Annotated in this window: 15 protein-coding genes; 8 read left to right on the top strand and 7 right to left on the bottom strand. The window is 62.3% G+C overall.

From position 1 onward, the window contains the following. Nucleotides 1–220 precede the first annotated feature (220 nt). From ACFMO5_RS05010 to ACFMO5_RS05000, 3 genes are all read left to right on the top strand, one after another. Nucleotides 221–2482 (top strand): tetratricopeptide repeat protein, encoded by a 2262-nt coding sequence (locus ACFMO5_RS05010; RefSeq protein ID WP_376791661.1) that lies wholly within the window; start codon nucleotides 221–223, stop codon nucleotides 2480–2482. Nucleotides 2483–2737: 255 nt separating this feature from the next. Further along, on the top strand, nucleotides 2738–3610 hold the full coding sequence (gene cdaA / locus ACFMO5_RS05005; RefSeq protein ID WP_376791660.1) for a diadenylate cyclase CdaA: 873 nt from the start codon (nucleotides 2738–2740) through the stop codon (nucleotides 3608–3610). 124 nt (nucleotides 3611–3734) lie between these two features. Next, a complete protein-coding gene (locus ACFMO5_RS05000) occupies nucleotides 3735–4976 on the top strand; it encodes a YbbR-like domain-containing protein (RefSeq protein WP_376791659.1) in 1242 nt (413 codons plus the stop codon). 509 nt (nucleotides 4977–5485) lie between these two features. Here the strand turns inward: ACFMO5_RS05000 and ACFMO5_RS04995 are convergent. The 7 genes from ACFMO5_RS04995 to dnaX form a co-directional block, all read right to left on the bottom strand. Then, nucleotides 5486–5650: a nucleotidyltransferase domain-containing protein gene (locus ACFMO5_RS04995; protein ID WP_376791658.1), complete on the bottom strand. Its 165-nt coding sequence runs from the start codon at nucleotides 5648–5650 to the stop codon at nucleotides 5486–5488. Between the two features lie 7 nt (nucleotides 5651–5657). Then, nucleotides 5658–6062, bottom strand: coding sequence for a HEPN domain-containing protein (locus ACFMO5_RS04990; RefSeq protein WP_376791657.1), 405 nt, complete (start codon nucleotides 6060–6062; stop codon nucleotides 5658–5660). A gap of 34 nt (nucleotides 6063–6096) precedes the next feature. Beyond that, a complete protein-coding gene (gene asnS / locus ACFMO5_RS04985; RefSeq protein WP_376791656.1) occupies nucleotides 6097–7437 on the bottom strand; it encodes an asparagine--tRNA ligase in 1341 nt (446 codons plus the stop codon). A 238-nt stretch (nucleotides 7438–7675) separates the two neighbouring features. Next, nucleotides 7676–8275, bottom strand: coding sequence for a recombination mediator RecR (gene recR / locus ACFMO5_RS04980; protein ID WP_376791663.1), 600 nt, complete (start codon nucleotides 8273–8275; stop codon nucleotides 7676–7678). Between the two features lie 481 nt (nucleotides 8276–8756). Continuing rightward, nucleotides 8757–9902: a trans-sulfuration enzyme family protein gene (locus tag ACFMO5_RS04975; protein ID WP_376791662.1), complete on the bottom strand. Its 1146-nt coding sequence runs from the start codon at nucleotides 9900–9902 to the stop codon at nucleotides 8757–8759. Nucleotides 9903–10022: 120 nt separating this feature from the next. Continuing rightward, nucleotides 10023–10352, bottom strand: coding sequence for a YbaB/EbfC family nucleoid-associated protein (locus ACFMO5_RS04970; RefSeq protein WP_376791655.1), 330 nt, complete (start codon nucleotides 10350–10352; stop codon nucleotides 10023–10025). A gap of 36 nt (nucleotides 10353–10388) precedes the next feature. Continuing rightward, the gene (gene dnaX, locus ACFMO5_RS04965; RefSeq protein WP_376791654.1) at nucleotides 10389–11936 is read right to left on the bottom strand and encodes a DNA polymerase III subunit gamma/tau; all 1548 of its coding nucleotides are present in this window, start codon (nucleotides 11934–11936) and stop codon (nucleotides 10389–10391) included. 363 nt (nucleotides 11937–12299) lie between these two features. On the opposite strand from dnaX, the gene ACFMO5_RS04960 reads away from it, so the two are divergent. The 5 genes from ACFMO5_RS04960 to ACFMO5_RS04940 all read left to right on the top strand — a co-directional run bounded on the left by ACFMO5_RS04960 (nucleotide 12300) and on the right by ACFMO5_RS04940 (nucleotide 17802). Further along, nucleotides 12300–13229: an MBL fold metallo-hydrolase gene (locus tag ACFMO5_RS04960; RefSeq protein WP_376791653.1), complete on the top strand. Its 930-nt coding sequence runs from the start codon at nucleotides 12300–12302 to the stop codon at nucleotides 13227–13229. 476 nt (nucleotides 13230–13705) lie between these two features. Then, nucleotides 13706–14650 (top strand): lipoyl synthase, encoded by a 945-nt coding sequence (gene lipA, locus ACFMO5_RS04955; RefSeq protein WP_376791652.1) that lies wholly within the window; start codon nucleotides 13706–13708, stop codon nucleotides 14648–14650. A 475-nt stretch (nucleotides 14651–15125) separates the two neighbouring features. Further along, a complete protein-coding gene (locus ACFMO5_RS04950; RefSeq protein WP_376791651.1) occupies nucleotides 15126–16139 on the top strand; it encodes an ATP-binding cassette domain-containing protein in 1014 nt (337 codons plus the stop codon). Continuing rightward, complete coding sequence (locus tag ACFMO5_RS04945) at nucleotides 16136–16954, top strand: ABC transporter permease (protein ID WP_376791650.1); 819 nt, start codon at nucleotides 16136–16138, stop codon at nucleotides 16952–16954. Before ACFMO5_RS04950 ends, ACFMO5_RS04945 begins: the two co-directional genes overlap by 4 nt. Then, nucleotides 16954–17802, top strand: a complete 849-nt coding sequence (locus ACFMO5_RS04940) for an ABC transporter permease (RefSeq protein ID WP_376791649.1) — start codon at nucleotides 16954–16956, stop codon at nucleotides 17800–17802. Before ACFMO5_RS04945 ends, ACFMO5_RS04940 begins: the two co-directional genes overlap by 1 nt. The last annotated feature ends 100 nt before the right edge of the window (nucleotides 17803–17902 follow it).

The following is a 17902-nucleotide window of genomic DNA, read 5'->3' as shown; positions in this document are numbered from 1 at the left end:
CCCCCCCCCCCCCCCGGGGTTGGGGGTATTCTTTATCTTCGTTGGGGGCGGGCCGTCGACGGCGGCCCGCACCCTACAAGAAGAGCGTACCTGTTCAGCCGTTCTCCCGCAATGCCAATATGGATCCCGGGGTTCCGCTGGATCAGGCACCGGCTGCGCGATGCTTATCAACCAATGCTATACTTGTATTTTGAGGTATCCAACAGGCGAGGGTTCGGCTGTGGATGGGGATCGCCAGCGTTATGAGCAGGCGTTAAAGCGCGGGCATGAAGCGCTCTGGCAGAGGCGATGGGCGGCGGCGATCACGGCCTATCGGGAGGCATTGGAGGCCCTTCCGGATCAGGTGGAGGCCCTGACTGGATTGGGCTTGGCCTATATGGAGGCTGGACGTTACGAAGAGGCCCTGGATGCGTTTCGACGTCTGGCAAGGCTTCGTCCAGAGGATCCCACACCCGTGGTTCGTCTTGCGGAGGCCTATCAACGTGCTGGCCGGCTTGCGGAAGCGGCCGCTCATTACCATCAGGCCGGCCAGCTGTTCGCCGATCAGGCGGATCTCCGGCGGGCCGTTCAAGCGTGGGCTCAGGCGGTCCGGCTGGATCCTGAACGGGTGGAGACACTGGAGGCGCTGGCCCAAGCCTACCGGCAGCTTCATCAGCCGGAAGCGGCGATCCGGGTCGATCTGGCCCGGGCTCGCGCCTGGGTTCAGCGAGGGGATCTGCAGCGGGCTCTGGAAGCGATCGACGACGCCCTGACGCTGGCTCCGGATCATCCACAAGCGCTGCAGGGGCGAGACTGGTTGCGGGCTCAGCTCGCCCGCCGGACAGGCACAGGTCCGTTGCCAGCCCTCCCGGTGAGAGGGGTGGAAGCCGAACAGGCTCGGGCAGAAGCCCTCTGGGCGCTGCCCTCGGAGGCTGCGGAAGCTCCTGCCGATCCGGTTCGCCAGGCGCTCTCCCGAGCCCTTCAAACGCTGGCTGACTTGGTGCTCTCCGAACCTCAGGGGACGTTTTCTGAAGAGGAGTGGTTCCGGATCAACGCATGGTTAGGCCGGGCGGTGGATGCTCATTCCCAAGGCCAGTGGCGGGAAGCCCTCGCCCTTTATGAGCAGGTTTTGGCCGCTGGATTGGAACACCCGGCCCTGATGTTCGCTGTGGGAGCAACCCTTGTCGAATTAAAGCGTTGCAATGAGGCGGCTTCCCGGCTCCAAAGCGCGATGGCTTCCTCAACCTACTATCTGGCCGCCCTTCTCTTGCTGGCTCGCTGTGAAGAGCGCCACGGGTCCCCGGAGCGAGCGGTTGAGCGCTATCTGGAGGCCCTGGAACACATCGACCGGGGGTTGCTCCGGGAGAGTCAAGCGGAGTGGCTGCGCAAACGGTATCGTTTCCTGCGAGCCTGGATCCTCCGGCATCCTGAACAGCAAGCGGCGCTTCGAAAGGGAGCCCGGCAGATTCTGGAAAGCCCCACCTGGTTGGATCGAGCGACCATGCTCCGGAGGGCTTTAGATCAGTGGACGACAGATACGCCGTTTCAGCTGACACTGGCCGATGCGCTGATGTCCCCGGATGGGGAACGGCTCCTCATCGAGCTGGGTCAAGCTTATACCTGGGCTCAGCGCGGCTTGTTCTATAGCGCCCTGGAGGAGGCTATGCGGATCGTTGGGGAGATGCCCTTCGCGCCGCTGGCTCATCTGGCCCTCGGTCAATTGCTCGTCTGGGGTCATCGCAGCCTGGCCGCGGTGGGGAAGTTCCGGGCTTTGGGCGAGTATCTCCTGTTTATGGAAGATCCCTATATGGCCCTCGCAGCCTTCGAGCAGGCTGCTTGGCTGGCCCCGCTCGATCTACCGACTCTGCAACGGTTGCTGCAGCTCTCCCAGGAGTTAGGGGATTCTTCCCGAACGATCCAGGCGTTCGCTGGCATAACGGACGCGTATTTACAGATGGCGGATCTGGAGCAGGCGGAGCGGATCTGTCGGGAGGGGCTGGATTGGGCCTCACGGCGGGGGCTTCCGGGCACAGCGCTCCGGCCCCTCCTCCGCCGGCTCGTGGAGATCGCAGTGCAACGTCTGGATTGGACGCGTGCGATCGAGTATCTGGAGCGGCTGCGAACCATTGACCCAAACGACCTCGAGATCCGCTGGGGCCTGGCGGAGGCTTACCTGCGGGCCGCCCGAATGGATTCGGCGCTGCAGGAGCTGCAGTATTTGCTGGAACAGGCGCGGAGCACCGGCCGGCTGGCAGATGCGGCCGCGAACCTTGAGGAGCTCCTCATGCTCCTCCCGGAGGAGCCACGCTTGCGACAGCTGGCGGCTCAGATCTGCTTGGAGCTCGGTCAGGTGGAGGCCGCCACCGCCCATCTGGAGCGGATCGGCGAGCATTATCTTCAAGAGGGGCGCCTCAGCGAGGCTCGCGCCGTTTACCAATCGCTGATCCAGCTGAATCCAGATCGTGCTGTGCATTATCGGGCATTGATGGAGCGATCCATTTGAGCATCTAGTTCTTCTTCGTGGGGTGCAGGCTGCTGAAGGCGGTCCGCACCTCACGAAGAAACCGATTTCCTTCCTCCCCGTGCGGCTTTGCCGCGCGGGGAGGGAGGAAAGGGGGGTGGGGCGATTCCCCCCGCTGTGTAGCCCCATTGACACTTGAAGCTCGCCACTGCTGAAAGGGGCGACTCCCTGAAAGCGACATGGGGTGGTGTTTCTCACCATCCGCGACCAAAGGTTCGGTTGAACGGGTGAACTTCCGTGCGGGATCTTCTTTATCTTCTGGATCAGCTCAATTGGATTAGCCTGATCGATATCGGATTGGTGGCCCTGCTCTTTTTCGGGATCCTGTATTCCCTGAAGGGGACACCGGCGGTTACGTTGATCCGGGGTCTGTTTATTCTGATCCTGCTGGTGCTGATCCTGAGCGGCCCCCTAAGCTCCCTTCGAGCGATGCGCTGGCTTCTCGAGCGAACCCTGCCAGCTCTCCTCATCGCCATCCCGATCATCTTCCAGCCGGAACTCCGTCGGGCTTTGGAGCGGTTGGGCCGCGTTGGGCTCTGGCTGCAGCGGGATTCCCAAGAAACTCGGGTCGATGAAGTCATCGATGCTCTGGTGCAGGCCTGCCCGCGTCTGGCTGAACGTCGCCACGGCGCGCTCATCGTCTTGGAACGCACCACAGGCCTCCAGAACTATGTTGAAACAGGGATCCCGCTGGATGCGCAGGTGACTCCCGAGCTGCTTATGACGATCTTCGCGCCCAACACCATCTTGCATGACGGCGCGGTGATCATCCGGGATGGACGGGTGGTGGCTGCCGGTTGCATCCTGCCTCTCACCACCGGGTGGGTGGGGGATCCGCAGCTGGGCCTGCGCCATCGAGCGGCGATCGGGATCACAGAGGTCAGCGATGCGCTGGCCATCGTGATCTCCGAAGAGCGGGGAACGATCTCCGTAGCCCTGAACGGGCGGATGGTTCGCCGGCTGGATGCTCGGCGTCTGGAGCTGGTGCTGCGGAACTTTTACAGCCCGCCCCCCGAGGTCGAGCGAACCCAGCGCTGGCTCCAGGAGCTGCGCGCCCTGGGACGGCGGGCGTGGGTGATGCTCTTTCCCCATCACGGAAGCCAAGGGTAGTGCTTTCCCCATTTTTTGAGGATAGATATGGGATGATGAGGGCCAACGGCTCCGTCCCCAAACTCCTCAGGGAGCCAAAACCAAAAATCCAATGGGGAAGAGGCAGTAGAGGCGGTGGGATGAAATGAAGGGGATCCGGTGGCTGCGGGAAAACGGGAGTCTGGCCCTGCTCGCTTTTGGGATGGCCTTTGCCCTCTGGGCCGCTGCGGTGTGGGAGGAAAACCCGCCGGTGGAGCGGACGCTGGCGGATCTGCCACTGGTCTTCCATGGGCTGGGACCTGATCGTGTGGTTTTCGAGGTGTCGACGGAAAGGGTCCGCCTGCGTCTTCGGGTGCCGCGCGCCCTTGAGGGCAGCATCGGCCCCCAGGATGTGGAAGCCTTCATCGATGTGCAAGGCCTGGAGGAAGGCGCTTACGAGCGACCGGTCCAGATCCAGATCCGGCGGCGGGGAATCCAGATCCTGGCTGTGGACCCCCCACGGGCTCGCTTTCGCCTGGAGCGTGTGGAAAGCCGCGAGGTTCCGGTTTCCATTCAGGTCCTGGGGCAACCCGCTATCGGTTATCAGGCGGGGGCTCCGCTTCCCGCGCTCTCCCGGGTGGAGGTGAGCGGCCCGCGCTCGCTGGTGGCGGTAGCCGCCATGGCGGTGGGGAAGGTCCAGATCGATGGCGTGCGGCAATCCGTGGAAACGCAGGTTCGGTTGGTGGCCGTCGATCCTCAAGGGGAGTGGCTTCCGGAATTGAAGGTGATCCCCGAACAGCTCACCGTGACCGTCCCGGTGGAGCAGCGCCTGGGCTTCCGCGAGCTGCCGGTCCGGGTGACCCTGGAGGGGCGCCCGGCCCGGGGCTATCAACTCACAGAGATCTCGGTGGATCCGCCGACGGTGACTTTGACCGGAGATCCTCGACGGCTGGAGGAGGTGGGGAGTTATATCTCCACTGAGCCCATCGATATCTCCGAGGCCCGTGGGGAGCTCATCGCGACGATCCCGTTGGTTGTTCCCTCCGGGGTGGCCCTGGTGGGCAGCCCGACCCAGGTGGAGGTGCGGCTTCGGGTGGAGCCGATCCTCAGCACCCAGGTCTTCCAACAGGTCCCAATTATGGTGGAAGGCCTCCGGCCCGGGATGATCGCCCGTCTCTCCCCGGAGAACGTGGATGTCATCCTCCGAGGGCCTCTGCCCTATGTGGAAAACCTCCGGCCGGACGAATTGCGGGTATGGATCAATGTGGGAGATTTGGAGCGGGGAACCTACACGCTGACCCCCACGGTCAGCTTGAGCGCCACAGTAACTAATCTTTCGTGGACCCTGATCCCTCCCAGCGTCCAGGTGTTGATCACCCCTGCCCCAACCCCGACCCGATCGCGTTAAACCACACGGATCCCCTAAACCCGAGGGTAGCTATTCAGCCGTTCCCACGCTGCAATATGGATGTAGGCGTTTCACCGTGGGTTTCCTCCTGGGGGTTTTTGGGCCGAGCCGCGCGCCGAAGGCGCGGCTCGGCCCAAAAACATTAGCGCCCGTTTTCACGGCCGTGGGGAGGGGGGATGAAGATGAAGAGAGGTAGGGCCCTTCCGCCTCTTCGCGGGGCTCCGAACCGAATGGGGCCAGGCTGAATAGTTATACTCAAGGACCCTTTCTCCTCCCCACAGCCCGAGCGGCCGTGGGGAGGAGACAAGGGATAGGGAAACTCGCCTCTCGATCGAACATTGAGGTAGATACCGCTAAGACCTGAAGCGCGATGGTCATTCCCGTTGCTCATATACCCAGATGGTTTCTTGAAGGAGGGTCTGGTAGAACCGGCCTCCACGATCCAGAGCTTCCCATTCTTCTTGGGTGTAGATCAGCAGATCGGTTGGGATGGGGAGAGGGGATGTATCCTAATCCACGGCGCGGCGCTCGAAGGGGAGGTCAGACCGGCGGACGATCACGACCAAATCGAGGTCGCTGCCCACGCCCCAGTCCCCGCGGGCGTACGATCCGAAGTAGCCGATCCGGAGCACCTCCGGCCGCTCCCGGGCGACTCGCTCCGCCCATATGCGCACCGCTCGATCAACGGTCTCCCGGTTCGGCCATTTGAGCATGGACGAACGCAAGGATTTCACGGGCATAGGCAATCGCTTCTCCGCTCTGGAGGAGGCCGTAATGTTCGAACGGCGCGCCGGCCGGATGGCTGTTCGGATAGCGGGGCGGGATGTAAAAGTTATCTAACACCCGCGCCTTCTCCACCAAATCGGGTGGGACAGAGATCGTGTCCGGTAGCTCCTGCAGCAGGCGGGCGATCACACGGCCCCAGGCTTCCTGCCCGCAATGAAGATGCAAAGCTTTGACCGCCTTCTCCGCCGCCTGCTGGGCAGCGCAACACGCCCATTCGTGACGCCCGGCCCGGCGCGAATCCTCTGCCTGCTCGAGATCCCGCTCCGCTTGTCGGAACCAGTCCAGCGCCCGATTGCCCATCGGGAATCCCCCAGGCTTAAATGGTGGATCCCCATTACGGCCGGTAGCGATAGAGCATCCGTGGGAAGGCGATCGCCTCCCGGATATGGTCCAGATGACAGATCCAGGCCACCGTTCGCTCGATCCCCAGCCCGAACCCGCTGTGGGGCACCGACCCATAGCGCCGCAGATCCAGATACCACTGGTACTCCTCGAGAGGGAGGCCGTGCTCCTGGATCCGCTGCAGCAAGAGGTCGAGGTCCGCGATGCGCTCGCTGCCCCCGATGATCTCCCCATAGCCTTCAGGGGCTAGCAGATCTGCGCAGCGAACGACCTCAGGCCGCTGAGGGTCGGGTTGCATATAGAAGGCCTTGATGGCAGCAGGGTAGTGGGTGACGAAGACCGGCTTTTCAAAGCGGAGGGAAAGCGCTGTTTCATGAGGGGCTCCGAAATCATCTCCCCATTCGATCCGTAGGGCAGCCTTTCGCTCCGGATCCGCCTCCTCCTCCGCCCATTCGTTTAACAGGCGGACGGCTTCATCGTAGGTGATGCGTGGGAAGGGTGGGGCGACCTTCTCTAACGGCGCCGTGTCGCGTTCAAGCACGCGGAGCTCATTGCGGCGTTCCTCCAGCACGCGGGCAACCACGTACGACACAAGTTGCTCAGCGATCTCCAGCATCTCCTCGAAAGTACAAAAGGCCATCTCCGGCTCGACCATCCAGAACTCCAGCAGGTGGCGCCGCGTCTTCGAGCGCTCGGCTCGGAAGGCCGGCCCGAAGCAGTAGACCCGGCCGAAGGCGAAGATGTTGGCCTCGTTGTAAAGCTGTCCCGTCTGAGCGAGATAGAGCCGCTCCCCAAAGTAATCCACCGGGAAGAGGGTGGTGGTCCCCTCCGCAGCAGTGGCCGTGAGCAACGGCGTATCCACGTTCAGAAACCCGTGGCTATCGAGCCAATCCCGGATGGCCCGGATCACCGTCGCGCGGATCCGCTGGATCGCCCACTGACGGGAGGAGCGCAGCCACAGGTGCCGATGATCCAGCAGGAACTCCACCCCATGCTCCTTCGGGCCAATGGGATAATCCTGGGCCAGATGAAGGATCCGGATCTCACGGACCCCGATCTCGTAGCCCCCGGGGACTCCCGGCGCCCGAGCGTCTTGGCGGACGGTGCCGGTGACGATCAGGGAGGACTCCTGGGTCACCCGACGAGCGGCCTCGAAGGTCTCCGGCGGAACGTCCCGCATGGAGACCACGCACTGGGCGATCCCTGTTCCGTCCCGCACCAACAGGAAATAGAGACGGCCCTTGTCGGTCTTGTTATAGAGCCAGCCCCGAATAGTGACTTCCTGCCCTACATACTCTGCGATCCGCTCAATGCGCATAATCGGAGCCGTCATTCGAATCCCCCCGATGATGATTCGGCTCTTGAACAAAAAATCCCGTGAGATCTCTATAGGGGATGAGCCGCGTACGCGGCCTATCCCCTATAGAAAATTTTCCTTCGATCTCCCTCGCCCTTTTCATCTTTGCGATGAAGTCATTTAGGGGATATTCAGCGGAGGGGCGGATCGCTCTTCCGCTGAATAGCCCCTCCCCGCAGCCCAAGGAGCTGCGGGGAGGGGGGAGAACCTCTTTTCACTCCATCTCCTGACGGCCCTGGAGGGCACGGACTAAGGTGATCTCGTCCGCGTATTCCAGATCGCCGCCCACCGGCAGGCCTCGCGCCAAGCGGGTCACCCGCACACCCATGGGGGTCAGCAGCCGATGGATGTAGACCGCTGTATTCTCCCCTTCCAGGCTGGGGTTCGTGGCTAAGATCACCTCTCGCGGGGCATCGCGACGGACCCGATCGACCAACTCGCGGATCCGGAGGTGTTCCGGCCCGATCCCATCCATGGGGGAGATCACCCCATGGAGCACGTGATAGACCCCACTGTATTCTCCAGTGCGCTCGATGGCCAGCACATCAATGGGTTCTTCCACCACGCAGATCAAGCCGTGGTCACGGCGCCCATCCCGGCAAATGGCGCATGGGCTCTCATCGGTGATGTTGAAACAGACCTCGCACAGCCGGGTCTGTTGCTTCAACTCTCGCAACGCCTCCGCGAGAGCCATCACCTCTTCATCCGGGGCCCGGAGGAGGTAAAAAGCCAGCCGCGAGGCCGTCTTGGGCCCGATCCCGGGTAATTTCACCAGGGCCTCGATTAGCCGTGCGATCGGCGGAGGAGTGATCATCGTTAATGGACGCATATGGGCTCACCTAGTGTTTTGGTTGGATCGTCCTTGGGGATGTTCAGAGGTTAAGGGCTGTTTGTAGTAGGGCGCTTTAGCGCCCGTTGTGGGTAGCCCCCTAACCCCCGCAGGATCTTTTCTCCTCCCTCCCCCGTAGCCGAAAAGGCCGTTTGTAGTCGGGCGCTTTAGCACCCGTTTTGGATGGCCCTAAAAGGCGACGGGGAGGGGGACACCTCTCCTCCTACCGGCATATCCTCAGCACTCGAGCGAACAAAGCGCTCGATTCCATCAATCGAGTGCCCAACCGCACAAATCTCACTTAGATAATAACACAGGGGAGTAGAGGCGTTACACGGAAGGACTGTACAGTCACACCGACAGCGGAGGGGGCCAGTTGCCCATGGACGCGGTGGGTGGGGACTGCACCCCGCGTTCCGTTCACACTTGTGGGGCGCAAGGGGAAAGTCAAAGGTCATGGGGCGACCTACGGCGCCCGGATGTCTGATACTGCCGCCCGGAGCGCTTGATCCAGATCCTCGATGAGATCGTCCGGGTGCTCCAGGCCGATCGCAAGGCGAAGAAGATTGTCTGGTGTGGCGGTCCCAGGGCCCTCTACCGAGGCACGGTGCTCGATGAGGCTCTCAGGCCCTCCGAAGCTGGTGGCCCGGATGAACAGCCGGACTTGGCCAGCTACCCGGAAGGCGGCTTCCCGGCCGCCTCGGACCTGGAAAGAGACCAGACCGCCGAACAGGTCCATCTGGCGAGCGGCCACCACGTGGCCCGGATGCGTTGGCAGGCCCGGATAATGGACGGTCTCGACGGCTGGGTGCTGGGCCAGGAAGGAGGCCACCCGCATTGCGTTCTCCGAATGGACCCGCATCCGGTAAGGCAAGGTGCGCAGCCCTCGCAGGATCAACCAGCTCTCAAAGGGTGAGAGGATCGCCCCGCCGGTGATCTGGATCTCCCGCAGGCGCCGGGCGAAGTGGTCCTCTTCCTTCAGCACCACAACCCCGCCCATTGCATCGCTGTGCCCGCCCAGGTATTTGGTGGCGGAGTGCACCACGCCATCGGCCCCCAGGGTCAGAGGGCGCTGGAGGATGGGGGTGGCCATCGTGTTGTCGCAGATGCAGCGGGCACCGGCCTGATGGGCCAGGGCGGCGATCCGGGAGATGTCCGTGATGCGCAGCATCGGGTTCGATGGCGTCTCCACCCAAATCAGGCGGGTCTCCGGTCGGATCGCCAACGCCACCGCGGAGGGATCCGTCATATCCACAAAGGAAAAAGAGAGGCCCCAGGCGGTGGCGATTTCCCGGAACAGTCGGGCGAGGCCGTGGTAGAGCTCCTTTGGGGCCACCACATGTGCTCCAGGGGCGAGGGCCTGTAAGATAGCGAAGACGGCTGCGGACCCGGAGGCAAAAGCCATCGCGGCCGCGCCGCCCTCGAGGGCCGCCACAGCCTCCTCCAGGGCCTCGCGGTTGGGGTTGCTGTGCCGGGTGTAAATGTAGCCCCGAGGATAGCTCCCATCAGCGGCCCGCTCGAAGGTGGTGGAGAGATAAAGCGGTGGAGCCACCGCCCCGGTGGCCGGGTCGATCCGGGATCCAGCGTGGACAGCCAGTGTTTCCAGGCGCATGGCATGCGCTCTGTTCACGCTTCTTGCCTCCTAAAGAGGGAAAAGGCCAGCCACGAGCCGGCCTTTCCCCTACGTTCTTTGCATGAAGCAAGAGCCGGGGCGGGCTTCCTGTGGGCCTGCTTACACCAGCCCGCCGAGGCCCATCTGGCCGGCCAGGGCGTTCAGACGCTCCGCAGCGTAGGTTTGGGATTGCTCGATCGCCTGATTGATCGCCGCCACCAGCAAATCCTGGAGCATCTCTACATCCCCAGAGGATAGAAGGGTGGGGTCGATGGTGATCGAGCGGATACGCTGATCCCCTGTGATGACCACCGTAATGGCCCCTCCTCCCGCGGTCACGGTCAGGGTTTCCTGGGCCAGGGCCTCCTTGGTTTTCACCATCTCCTCCTGCAGCCGCTGAATCTGCTGGAGGAGTTGCATCGGATTAGCCGGCAAGCGACCTTTCGTCATCAGAGAACTCCTGGAAAAGGGATGTGGTAGATGTGCCTACTCTTCCTCAACCTGTGCCCCAAGGTCCTCCACCGCCCGTCGGATCAGGGGATCCTCCGTGGCGGGGCGTCCCCGACGGGTTTTTCGGGCCACAATGTTTTTCACGCTCACTGGGAACCCAAACGTGTGGCTCAGGATGTCCTCCACTAGGGCCTGGGCCTTGGCCCGCGGATCCTGGAACTTATCCCGCAGCAGTTCGGAGGGCCAGGCCAGGACGACGGTGCTTCCTTCCACGCTATAAAGGGCGCATGATTTCAATAGCGCTTCGGTGGGAAGGCTTTGGGCTCGCACCGCTTTCAGGATGCTGTTCCAGCGCTCTCGGAGCGCTTCCAGGGTCAGGCTCCCCGTTGCGGTCCCGGTCGCGGCGGGGGCCTCTGAGGCGACACGGGTTGGCGCGGCAGCGATGGAGGGCGGAGGCCCAGCAGTGGGCGTGGGCGTTGGGACTCCCCGGGCCGCCTGAGCCTGCTGGCAGGCCAACGTGGCTTCCACAAAGGCCAGCTCCAGAGATAGCTGGGGTTGCCAGGCGGTCCGGATATCCGAGGCAGCGGTGGTGAACAAGCGGATCAGGCGAGGGAGGACCTCGGGGGGCAAGGCGCGCGCATGTCGTTGTGCGGCAGCGACCTGTTCGATGGGAAGATCCAGGGTTTCCGTGTTCCCCCATTGGATCCACATCACCATCCGCAGGTATTCCACCAGTTGTCGAGCCAGCTGCTGCGGATGGGCGCCTTCCTCCACAGCACGGGCGATCAACGTTAATCCCCGGGCTGTCTCTCCTTCCCCCAGGGCCTCGATGACCTGGCCCACCAGATCCCAGCGCCCGGCTCCCAGGGCCCGCTGCACCCGTTCCACGGTGATCGGCTCCTCATCGGCTGCCAGCTGATCCAGCAGGGTAACCGCGTCTCGGAGGCTGCCGGTGGCCTGACGCGCGATCCACGTCAGGGCTTCCGGCTCAGCGGTCAGCCCTTCCGCTGCGACGATCTCTTCCAGACGCCGGGCGATCTCCGCCGTGGTCAGCCGTCGGAAATCGAAGCGCTGACAGCGTGAGAGGATGGTGGCCGGAATTCGGTGAGGCTCGGTGGTCGCCAGGACGAAGATGACGTGTGGCGGGGGTTCCTCCAGGGTCTTCAGGAGCGCGTTGAAAGCTTCCGTAGTGAGCATGTGAGCTTCATCGATGACATAGACCTTATAACGGGCCTCACTGGGGGAGAAGCGAACTCGCTCCCGGAGGTCACGGATCTCGTCAATGCCCCGGTTAGATGCCGCATCGATCTCGATGAGGTCGATCAGCCGACCTTCGTTCACCGCCTGGCAGATCCGGCATCGATCGCATGGGCGCTCCTCGACAGATTCGGCGAGGCAGTTCACCGCCTTGGCCAGCAGGCGCGCTGTGGTGGTCTTACCGGTTCCCCGGGGGCCCGCGAAGAGGTAAGCATGGGCGATGCGACCCAGGCGCAGGGCATTGCGCAGGGTGCGGGTCACATGCTCCTGACCGACGACTTCCTCAAACCGTCGGGGGCGCCACTTGCGATAGAGGGCGAACGGCATCGGTGGTCACTCCGGAGTCCTGCCGGTCTGGCCGGGATTATAGCCGAGGCTTCAGAAACAAGCAATGGCGTGGCAGCGCTGCCAATACCTCAAACGATGTGCTCCACCCTCCCCGCACCGCTTCACCGCGTAGAGGGGAGAACAGCGGCGCGCGAACAGGCCTTGAGCTCATGGATCGTTTGCGCTAACATTAAACCCCAGCGGCTGTTTGCTCCTCAGGAGGCTGGGAGGGCCCAAACAGCGCTTGCCCTCGCTCGAAGGATCCGAAAGCTGGGTGGGCTGTCCCAGGCCCTCTGTTCGGGCTTCGAGTCTCGTTGGGGTTGGAGCAATCTTAATTCCATAAAATCAGGTGGGACATCGGCCATGGGACTGGGAGAGAAGCCTCCCCTTTCTCTGAACTCCCGGGTGTTCATCGAGGACCGATTGTATTTTTCCACCGTAGGGGCGGTACGGACAGAGTGGGGATGGGTCTGCATTGATACGCCCGCTGATCCGCTGCATGCGGCCTGGTGGCGGCAGGCTCTGGAAGCCATCGCTCCTCTTCCGATCCTCGCGGTGATCTACACCGACGCGAGTCGGGATCGGGTTCTGGGAACTGCTGTCCTTTTTAAAGAGCGTCCAGGCCTGGTCATCGCTCAGCATCAAGCCTTTGACCGCATCAAGAGCCATGGAGAGATCGGGCGTCAACAGGTCATAGATGCCCTGATCAACTTGGGTCAGAGTGAATCTGCCGAGATTTTAAATCAAACCCCGCTGGTGTTGCCGAATCTCACGTTTTCAGATCGTCTGGTGTTGAAGTTCGGTTCGCCGACGCTGATCCTGGAGCACGTCGATGGGGCTTCCCCTGGGCAAATCTGGGTTCGGATCCCTGAGCACAATGTGGTGTTCGTCGGCGATACAGTGACACTGAATGCCCATCCGAACCTCAGCGAGGCCGACCTGGAGCGCTGGCTCGAACAGCTTCAGCAGCTCCAGGCCGGGCGTGTAGCGCGCCACATCGTCCCCGGACGGGGTCCGCTGGTCGATCCACATGGGGTCTCACCGGTCGCGGATTATCTCAAGATGTTGCTTAAGCGAGTGAAAGCTATAGCGAGGGCCCGTCGGAAAGTCGAATTGGGCCCCTTGGTGAACGAGTTCATGGCCTACTTTCCGGTCATGGAGCATGATCGGGAGCGGATTCAGCGCCGAATTCGTCTGGCCATCGAGCGCTTGCTGGAGCTTTACGCCGATGGGAAAAAGATCAAGGCCGGGAAAACGACGACAGCCAAAGCGAAAAAGAAAGGCCAGGCGTAAGGGAAAACGAGAAGGGGGCGGTAGGGAGTTCACCCGCTGGGCGCTCGAAGGGCTTTGTGGCAACGACGCAAGGACCCTGTGAGGGACGGGTCGCTTACGTAGCTCGCCCCTCACGGAAATCCCACGAGCCGAAAGATCGGCACCGCAAATGGGGAGACCACCTCGGTGGCAACCGAGCAGGCACGAAGCTTTTTTGTAATCTCTGTCTTTTTAATGCAAAATTCACTGAGGGAACCGCTGGTTTCTTTGCGCAACCCTGAACAGCACAATATCGGCGAGCGGTTCAGGGCCTGGGAGGTTAACCCCCAGCGACTGGCCTATCGCGGGTTTTTCCTTAAATGGAGAACATGCTATGAAGCGAGCGGATGGCCCCCAAATTCCCACGACGCGGCCAGTCGCACCATGTCCAGTCGTGATGAGGAAGCACGGAGGTGTTCGGAAACCTTCGGTGATCAATCTCGTGACGAGGTGAGTCAATGGCTTCGGTGATCCGTGAGACCATCCCCCTGGAGGCTGCTCCCAACTCGCCGCCGCGCCCTGCCCGGCGTCCCGAGTGGCTCAAGGTTCAGGCTCCTCATGGGGAGACTTATGAGTTCGTCCTCCGGCTGATGCGGAGCAAGCGTCTCCATACCGTTTGCGAGGAGGCGCATTGCCCGAACATCGGGGAGTGCTGGGGACGGGGCACCGCTACGTTCATGATCCTGGGGGATGTGTGCACGCGTTCCTGCCGGTTCTGCGCGGTGAAGACCGGCCGCCCCCTTGAGGTGGATTGGGATGAGCCGAACCGGGTGGCGGAAGCCGTGCGGGCGATGGGGCTTTCTCATGTGGTGATCACCTCGGTGAACCGGGATGAGCTGCCGGACGGAGGCGCCACGCTTTTTGCAATGACCATCCGCCGGATCCGGGAGCTGGTCCCTGGTTGCACCGTGGAAGTGCTCACCCCGGACTTTAAAGGTTCCATCGAGGCCTTGCGGATTGTCATCGAAGCGCGACCGGACATTTTCAACCATAACGTCGAGACAGTGCCACGGCTTTTCAAGAAGGTGCAGCCTCAAGATCGTTACGAGTGGGCAATGGCGACGCTTTCCAACGCGAAGAAACTCTGGCCGGAATGTGTGACCAAGTCGGGCATTATGGTGGGATTAGGGGAGACGTGGGAGGAGATCGTCGAAGTCATGAAAGACTTGCGGGCGGTAGGGGTGGACATCCTAACAATCGGCCAGTACCTCCAGCCGTCCCGTTACCATCTCCCGGTGGAGAAGTTCTACCATCCGGAGGAATTCAAGGAGCTCAAGCGGATCGGCTATGAGCTGGGGTTCCGTTGGGTGGAGAGCGGCCCGCTGGTGCGCAGCAGCTATCGGGCGGAAGCCCAGGCCCGGGCTTTATCTCGGGTGTCGCAATCGCTTTCGCCCTCCCTGTAAAAAGCGGAGCGCCGGGGGCCGCCATCCCCGGCGCTTCGGCTAAAAGGAGGAGAAGAGGTTCCGCCCGCTGCTCATTTATACTATAGCTTGCCCCCCGTTCCCAGTTCTGGACGCGAATCTGACGGTTTCCTGACGCTTCCCTAACGCTAGATAGGACCCCTGGGACGCGCAATGGCCTCGGGCCATGCTGGCGGCTCCCCTTCCCCTGTGGGTGATGCCAGTGACGGGGTGCTTTCCCCGATTTCGGAAATGCGGTCCAGCAAGAGCGAACCGCCTCATCCCCCTCAATCCCATGCGGGAAACCAGCGGCGCCTGAGAGGCTTGCGGAAGGGAAGCAAGGGCCGCAAACTTGGACCGGACGGGGGGGTTCCACGCGACGCAGGGCGTCAGCGGCCCGCGCTGTACAGGGGGTCAAACCATCATTGCCTCCGATGGGGATCCGTAATCCTGCCTGGATCGTTATGGAGCGACTTCGATGACTGGGGAGATCCTTGCTGTCCGCACGGAACGCTTGACACGGGTGTATCGGGTGGCCCGGAAGCGTGGGCAACCGCCGCAAGAGCGGATTGCCTTGCAAGAGGTGGATCTGGAGATCCGCCCCGGCGAGCTGTTTGGCCTGTTGGGCCCTAACGGGGCCGGGAAAACCACCCTGATCAAAATCCTGACGACGCTGCTCCTGCCCACCTCCGGACGGGCCTGGGTTGCTGGCTACGATGTAATCACTCAGCCCGAGGCGATCCGCCGCCGCATCAACATGGTGGCTGGCGGGGAGTCTTGCGGTTATGGGTTGCTCACCGTGCGGGAGAACCTCTGGATGTTCTCTCAATTCTATGGGCTGGATAATCGCACCGCCCGTCGCCGCATCGAAGAGCTGTTGGAACGCTTCGAGTTGCGCGATCGTGGAGATTCCAAGATGTCTGATCTCTCCACCGGGCTGCGTCAGAAGGTCAATATCATCCGAGGTTTTCTGACGGATCCGGAGATCCTGTTCCTGGACGAGCCCACCCTGGGGCTGGATGTGAACGCCGCCCGACAGATCCGCTCATTCATCCGGTCATGGATCCAGGAGCGTCCGGGTCGGACGATCCTCCTGACCACCCACTATATGTTAGAGGCTGAAGAACTGTGTGATCGGGTAGCGATCATCGATCAAGGACGTATCTTGGCCTGCGATGCGCCCCAGGAGCTGAAGCGCCGCCTCCAGCGGGAGGCGATCTTCTCCGTCGAGGTGAGCGGATTCACACAACCTGTCGTGCTCCTGGGGGAGATCCCTGGGGTGCGTCAAATCCATCATCGCCATCGCAACGGGCATATGGAGCTCGACCTGATCTTGGAGGATGAAGGAGTGATCGGGCCGGTGATCTCGGCCTTGACGGCGAATGGTGCCCACATCCTGTCCCTTCGGAAGCGAGAACCGACTCTGGAGGATGTCTTCATCAGCCTGGTCGGGCGGAGGCTTTCGGAAGGGAGCGAGGAGGATCCAGAATGAGTTGGGAAGCCGTGGTCCTCTTCCTCCGGACGATGATCGCCCGGGCTTACCCGCGGATCATCGGCCAGAACCGAGAGCCCAGCTGGGTGCTCATTGACGTGGGATTGCCGTTGCTGGGCACCTCGGCCTATGTGTTCATCTATCGGGCCCTTCAAGCTCCTGAGGAATACATCGGCTTCGTCATCCTGGGTGGGGCGATGACCGCCTTCTGGCTGAACGTCCTGTGGTCGATGTCCAGCCAGCTTTACTGGGAGAAGGAGATGGGGAATCTCCCCCTGTTCATCATCGCCCCCGGGCCGATGATGGGAATCTTAGCGGGCATGGCGCTGGGAGGGATGTTGGCGACCACGCTGCGCGCCACGGTGATCGTTTTGGCCGGATCCCTCCTCTTCGGGGTGCGCTATGCCCCCGCGAATCCGTTGGCCCTGCTGAGTACCTTCCTGCTGACCCTGCTGGCCCTTTACGGGTTGGGGATGTTGTTGGCCTCCCTTTTCCTGATGTGGGGTCGGGAGGCCTGGCATCTCTCGAACTTGCTGCAGGAGCCGATCTATCTGCTCTCCGGGTTCTACTTCCCTATCCGGGCCTTGGGGTTCTGGGTGGGCGTGTTGGCCTCCCTGGTCCCGCTCACATTGGGTCTGGATGCCATGCGGCAGCTGCTCTTTCCGAAGGCCGCCAGCGGTTTGTTCCCGGTCGGGTGGGAGATCGCCGGCCTCGCGCTCCTGAGCGGGATCTTCCTTTTCGCGGCCCGCCGCGCCCTGGCGGCCTTGGAATGGCTGGCCCGGAAGGAGGGTCGGCTCACGGAGCGGAGGCGCTGATGCGAACCATCTGGCACACCCTGCGCACGGCGGCTTGGCTGGGCTGGCAGATCGAGTCCAACTGGACCGATCCTTTCCTGTTCATGGTTTATTCGGTGGTCAAGCCTATCGCCAGCGTTCTCATCCTCATCTTGATGTATAAAGTCGTGGCCCAGGCGGATTTCAATCATCCGCTCTTCGCTTATCTCTATCTGGGGAACGCCTTTTATATCTATGTGGGGGCGGTCCTGACTGGGATCAGCCAGGTCCTGGTGATTGACCGGGAGGAATACGGGGTTCTGAAGTATTTCTATATTGCGCCGATCCCCCCGGAGGCCTATCTGGTGGGCCGGGGGGTGGCCCGCATGGCGACCGGCACGATCGCGGTGGCCATCACGCTGCTGTTCGGGCTCCTCGTCTTCCGGCTGCCATTGCAGATCTCGGGTGCTGGAGGGCTCCTCTTCCTGATCGCGATGGTTCTGGGAATGCTGGCGATGATCGGCCTGGGGGTTGGCTTGGCGGGCGCAACCCTCCTGGCGGCTCGCCATGTGTGGGTGATCGGCGAAGCGGTGGCGGGTGCCCTCTATTTGTTCTGCGGCGCAGTGTTCCCACTGGAAATCCTCCCGCCTTTCCTTCGCCCGCTGGGCTATGTGCTCCCGCTAACCTATTGGCTGGAAAGCATCCGTCGGGCTCTGTTGGGTCCCTCTGCAGTTCGCTTCCCAACCTTCGCGGGGTGGTCGGAGGCCCAGCTCCTGCTGGTTCTGGGTGGGATGACGATGCTTTCCCTAGCCCTGGGGTTCGGACTATATCGGCTGGCGGAACGAAAGGCCCGCCAGCAGGGGGCGATTGATCGGGAAACAGGATATTAACTTGTGGTGCCTGCTGGGGGGCTATTGCTTTTTCCTTTGTGAGGAGGCGGATAGCCCCACCTCCCTTCATCCCCCTCCCCACGGCCCTTTGGGCCGTGGG

The sequence above is a fragment of the Thermoflexus sp. genome (assembly GCF_042408365.1).
In the GTDB taxonomy this organism is placed as follows: Bacteria; Chloroflexota; Anaerolineae; order Thermoflexales; family Thermoflexaceae; genus Thermoflexus.
The sequence above is the reverse complement of the archived record's forward strand: the minus strand, read 5'-3'. Positions and strand labels throughout refer to the sequence as shown.

What these genes read in the sequence shown, in the direction of transcription:
- ACFMO5_RS04950 (WP_376791651.1), top strand. Translation starts at nt 15,126, where the DNA reads ATGACTGGGGAGATCCTTGCTGTCCGCACGGAACGCTTGACACGGGTG.
- ACFMO5_RS04960 (WP_376791653.1), top strand. Translation starts at nt 12,300, where the DNA reads ATGGGACTGGGAGAGAAGCCTCCCCTTTCTCTGAACTCCCGGGTGTTC.
- lipA (WP_376791652.1), top strand. Translation starts at nt 13,706, where the DNA reads ATGGCTTCGGTGATCCGTGAGACCATCCCCCTGGAGGCTGCTCCCAAC.
- ACFMO5_RS04945 (WP_376791650.1), top strand. Translation starts at nt 16,136, where the DNA reads ATGAGTTGGGAAGCCGTGGTCCTCTTCCTCCGGACGATGATCGCCCGG.
- ACFMO5_RS04970 (WP_376791655.1), bottom strand. Translation starts at nt 10,352, where the DNA reads ATGACGAAAGGTCGCTTGCCGGCTAATCCGATGCAACTCCTCCAGCAG.
- recR (WP_376791663.1), bottom strand. Translation starts at nt 8,275, where the DNA reads ATGATCACTCCTCCGCCGATCGCACGGCTAATCGAGGCCCTGGTGAAA.
- ACFMO5_RS04975 (WP_376791662.1), bottom strand. Translation starts at nt 9,902, where the DNA reads ATGCGCCTGGAAACACTGGCTGTCCACGCTGGATCCCGGATCGACCCG.
- asnS (WP_376791656.1), bottom strand. Translation starts at nt 7,437, where the DNA reads ATGACGGCTCCGATTATGCGCATTGAGCGGATCGCAGAGTATGTAGGG.
- dnaX (WP_376791654.1), bottom strand. Translation starts at nt 11,936, where the DNA reads ATGCCGTTCGCCCTCTATCGCAAGTGGCGCCCCCGACGGTTTGAGGAA.
- ACFMO5_RS04990 (WP_376791657.1), bottom strand. Translation starts at nt 6,062, where the DNA reads ATGGGCAATCGGGCGCTGGACTGGTTCCGACAAGCGGAGCGGGATCTC.
- ACFMO5_RS05000 (WP_376791659.1), top strand. Translation starts at nt 3,735, where the DNA reads ATGAAGGGGATCCGGTGGCTGCGGGAAAACGGGAGTCTGGCCCTGCTC.
- ACFMO5_RS04940 (WP_376791649.1), top strand. Translation starts at nt 16,954, where the DNA reads ATGCGAACCATCTGGCACACCCTGCGCACGGCGGCTTGGCTGGGCTGG.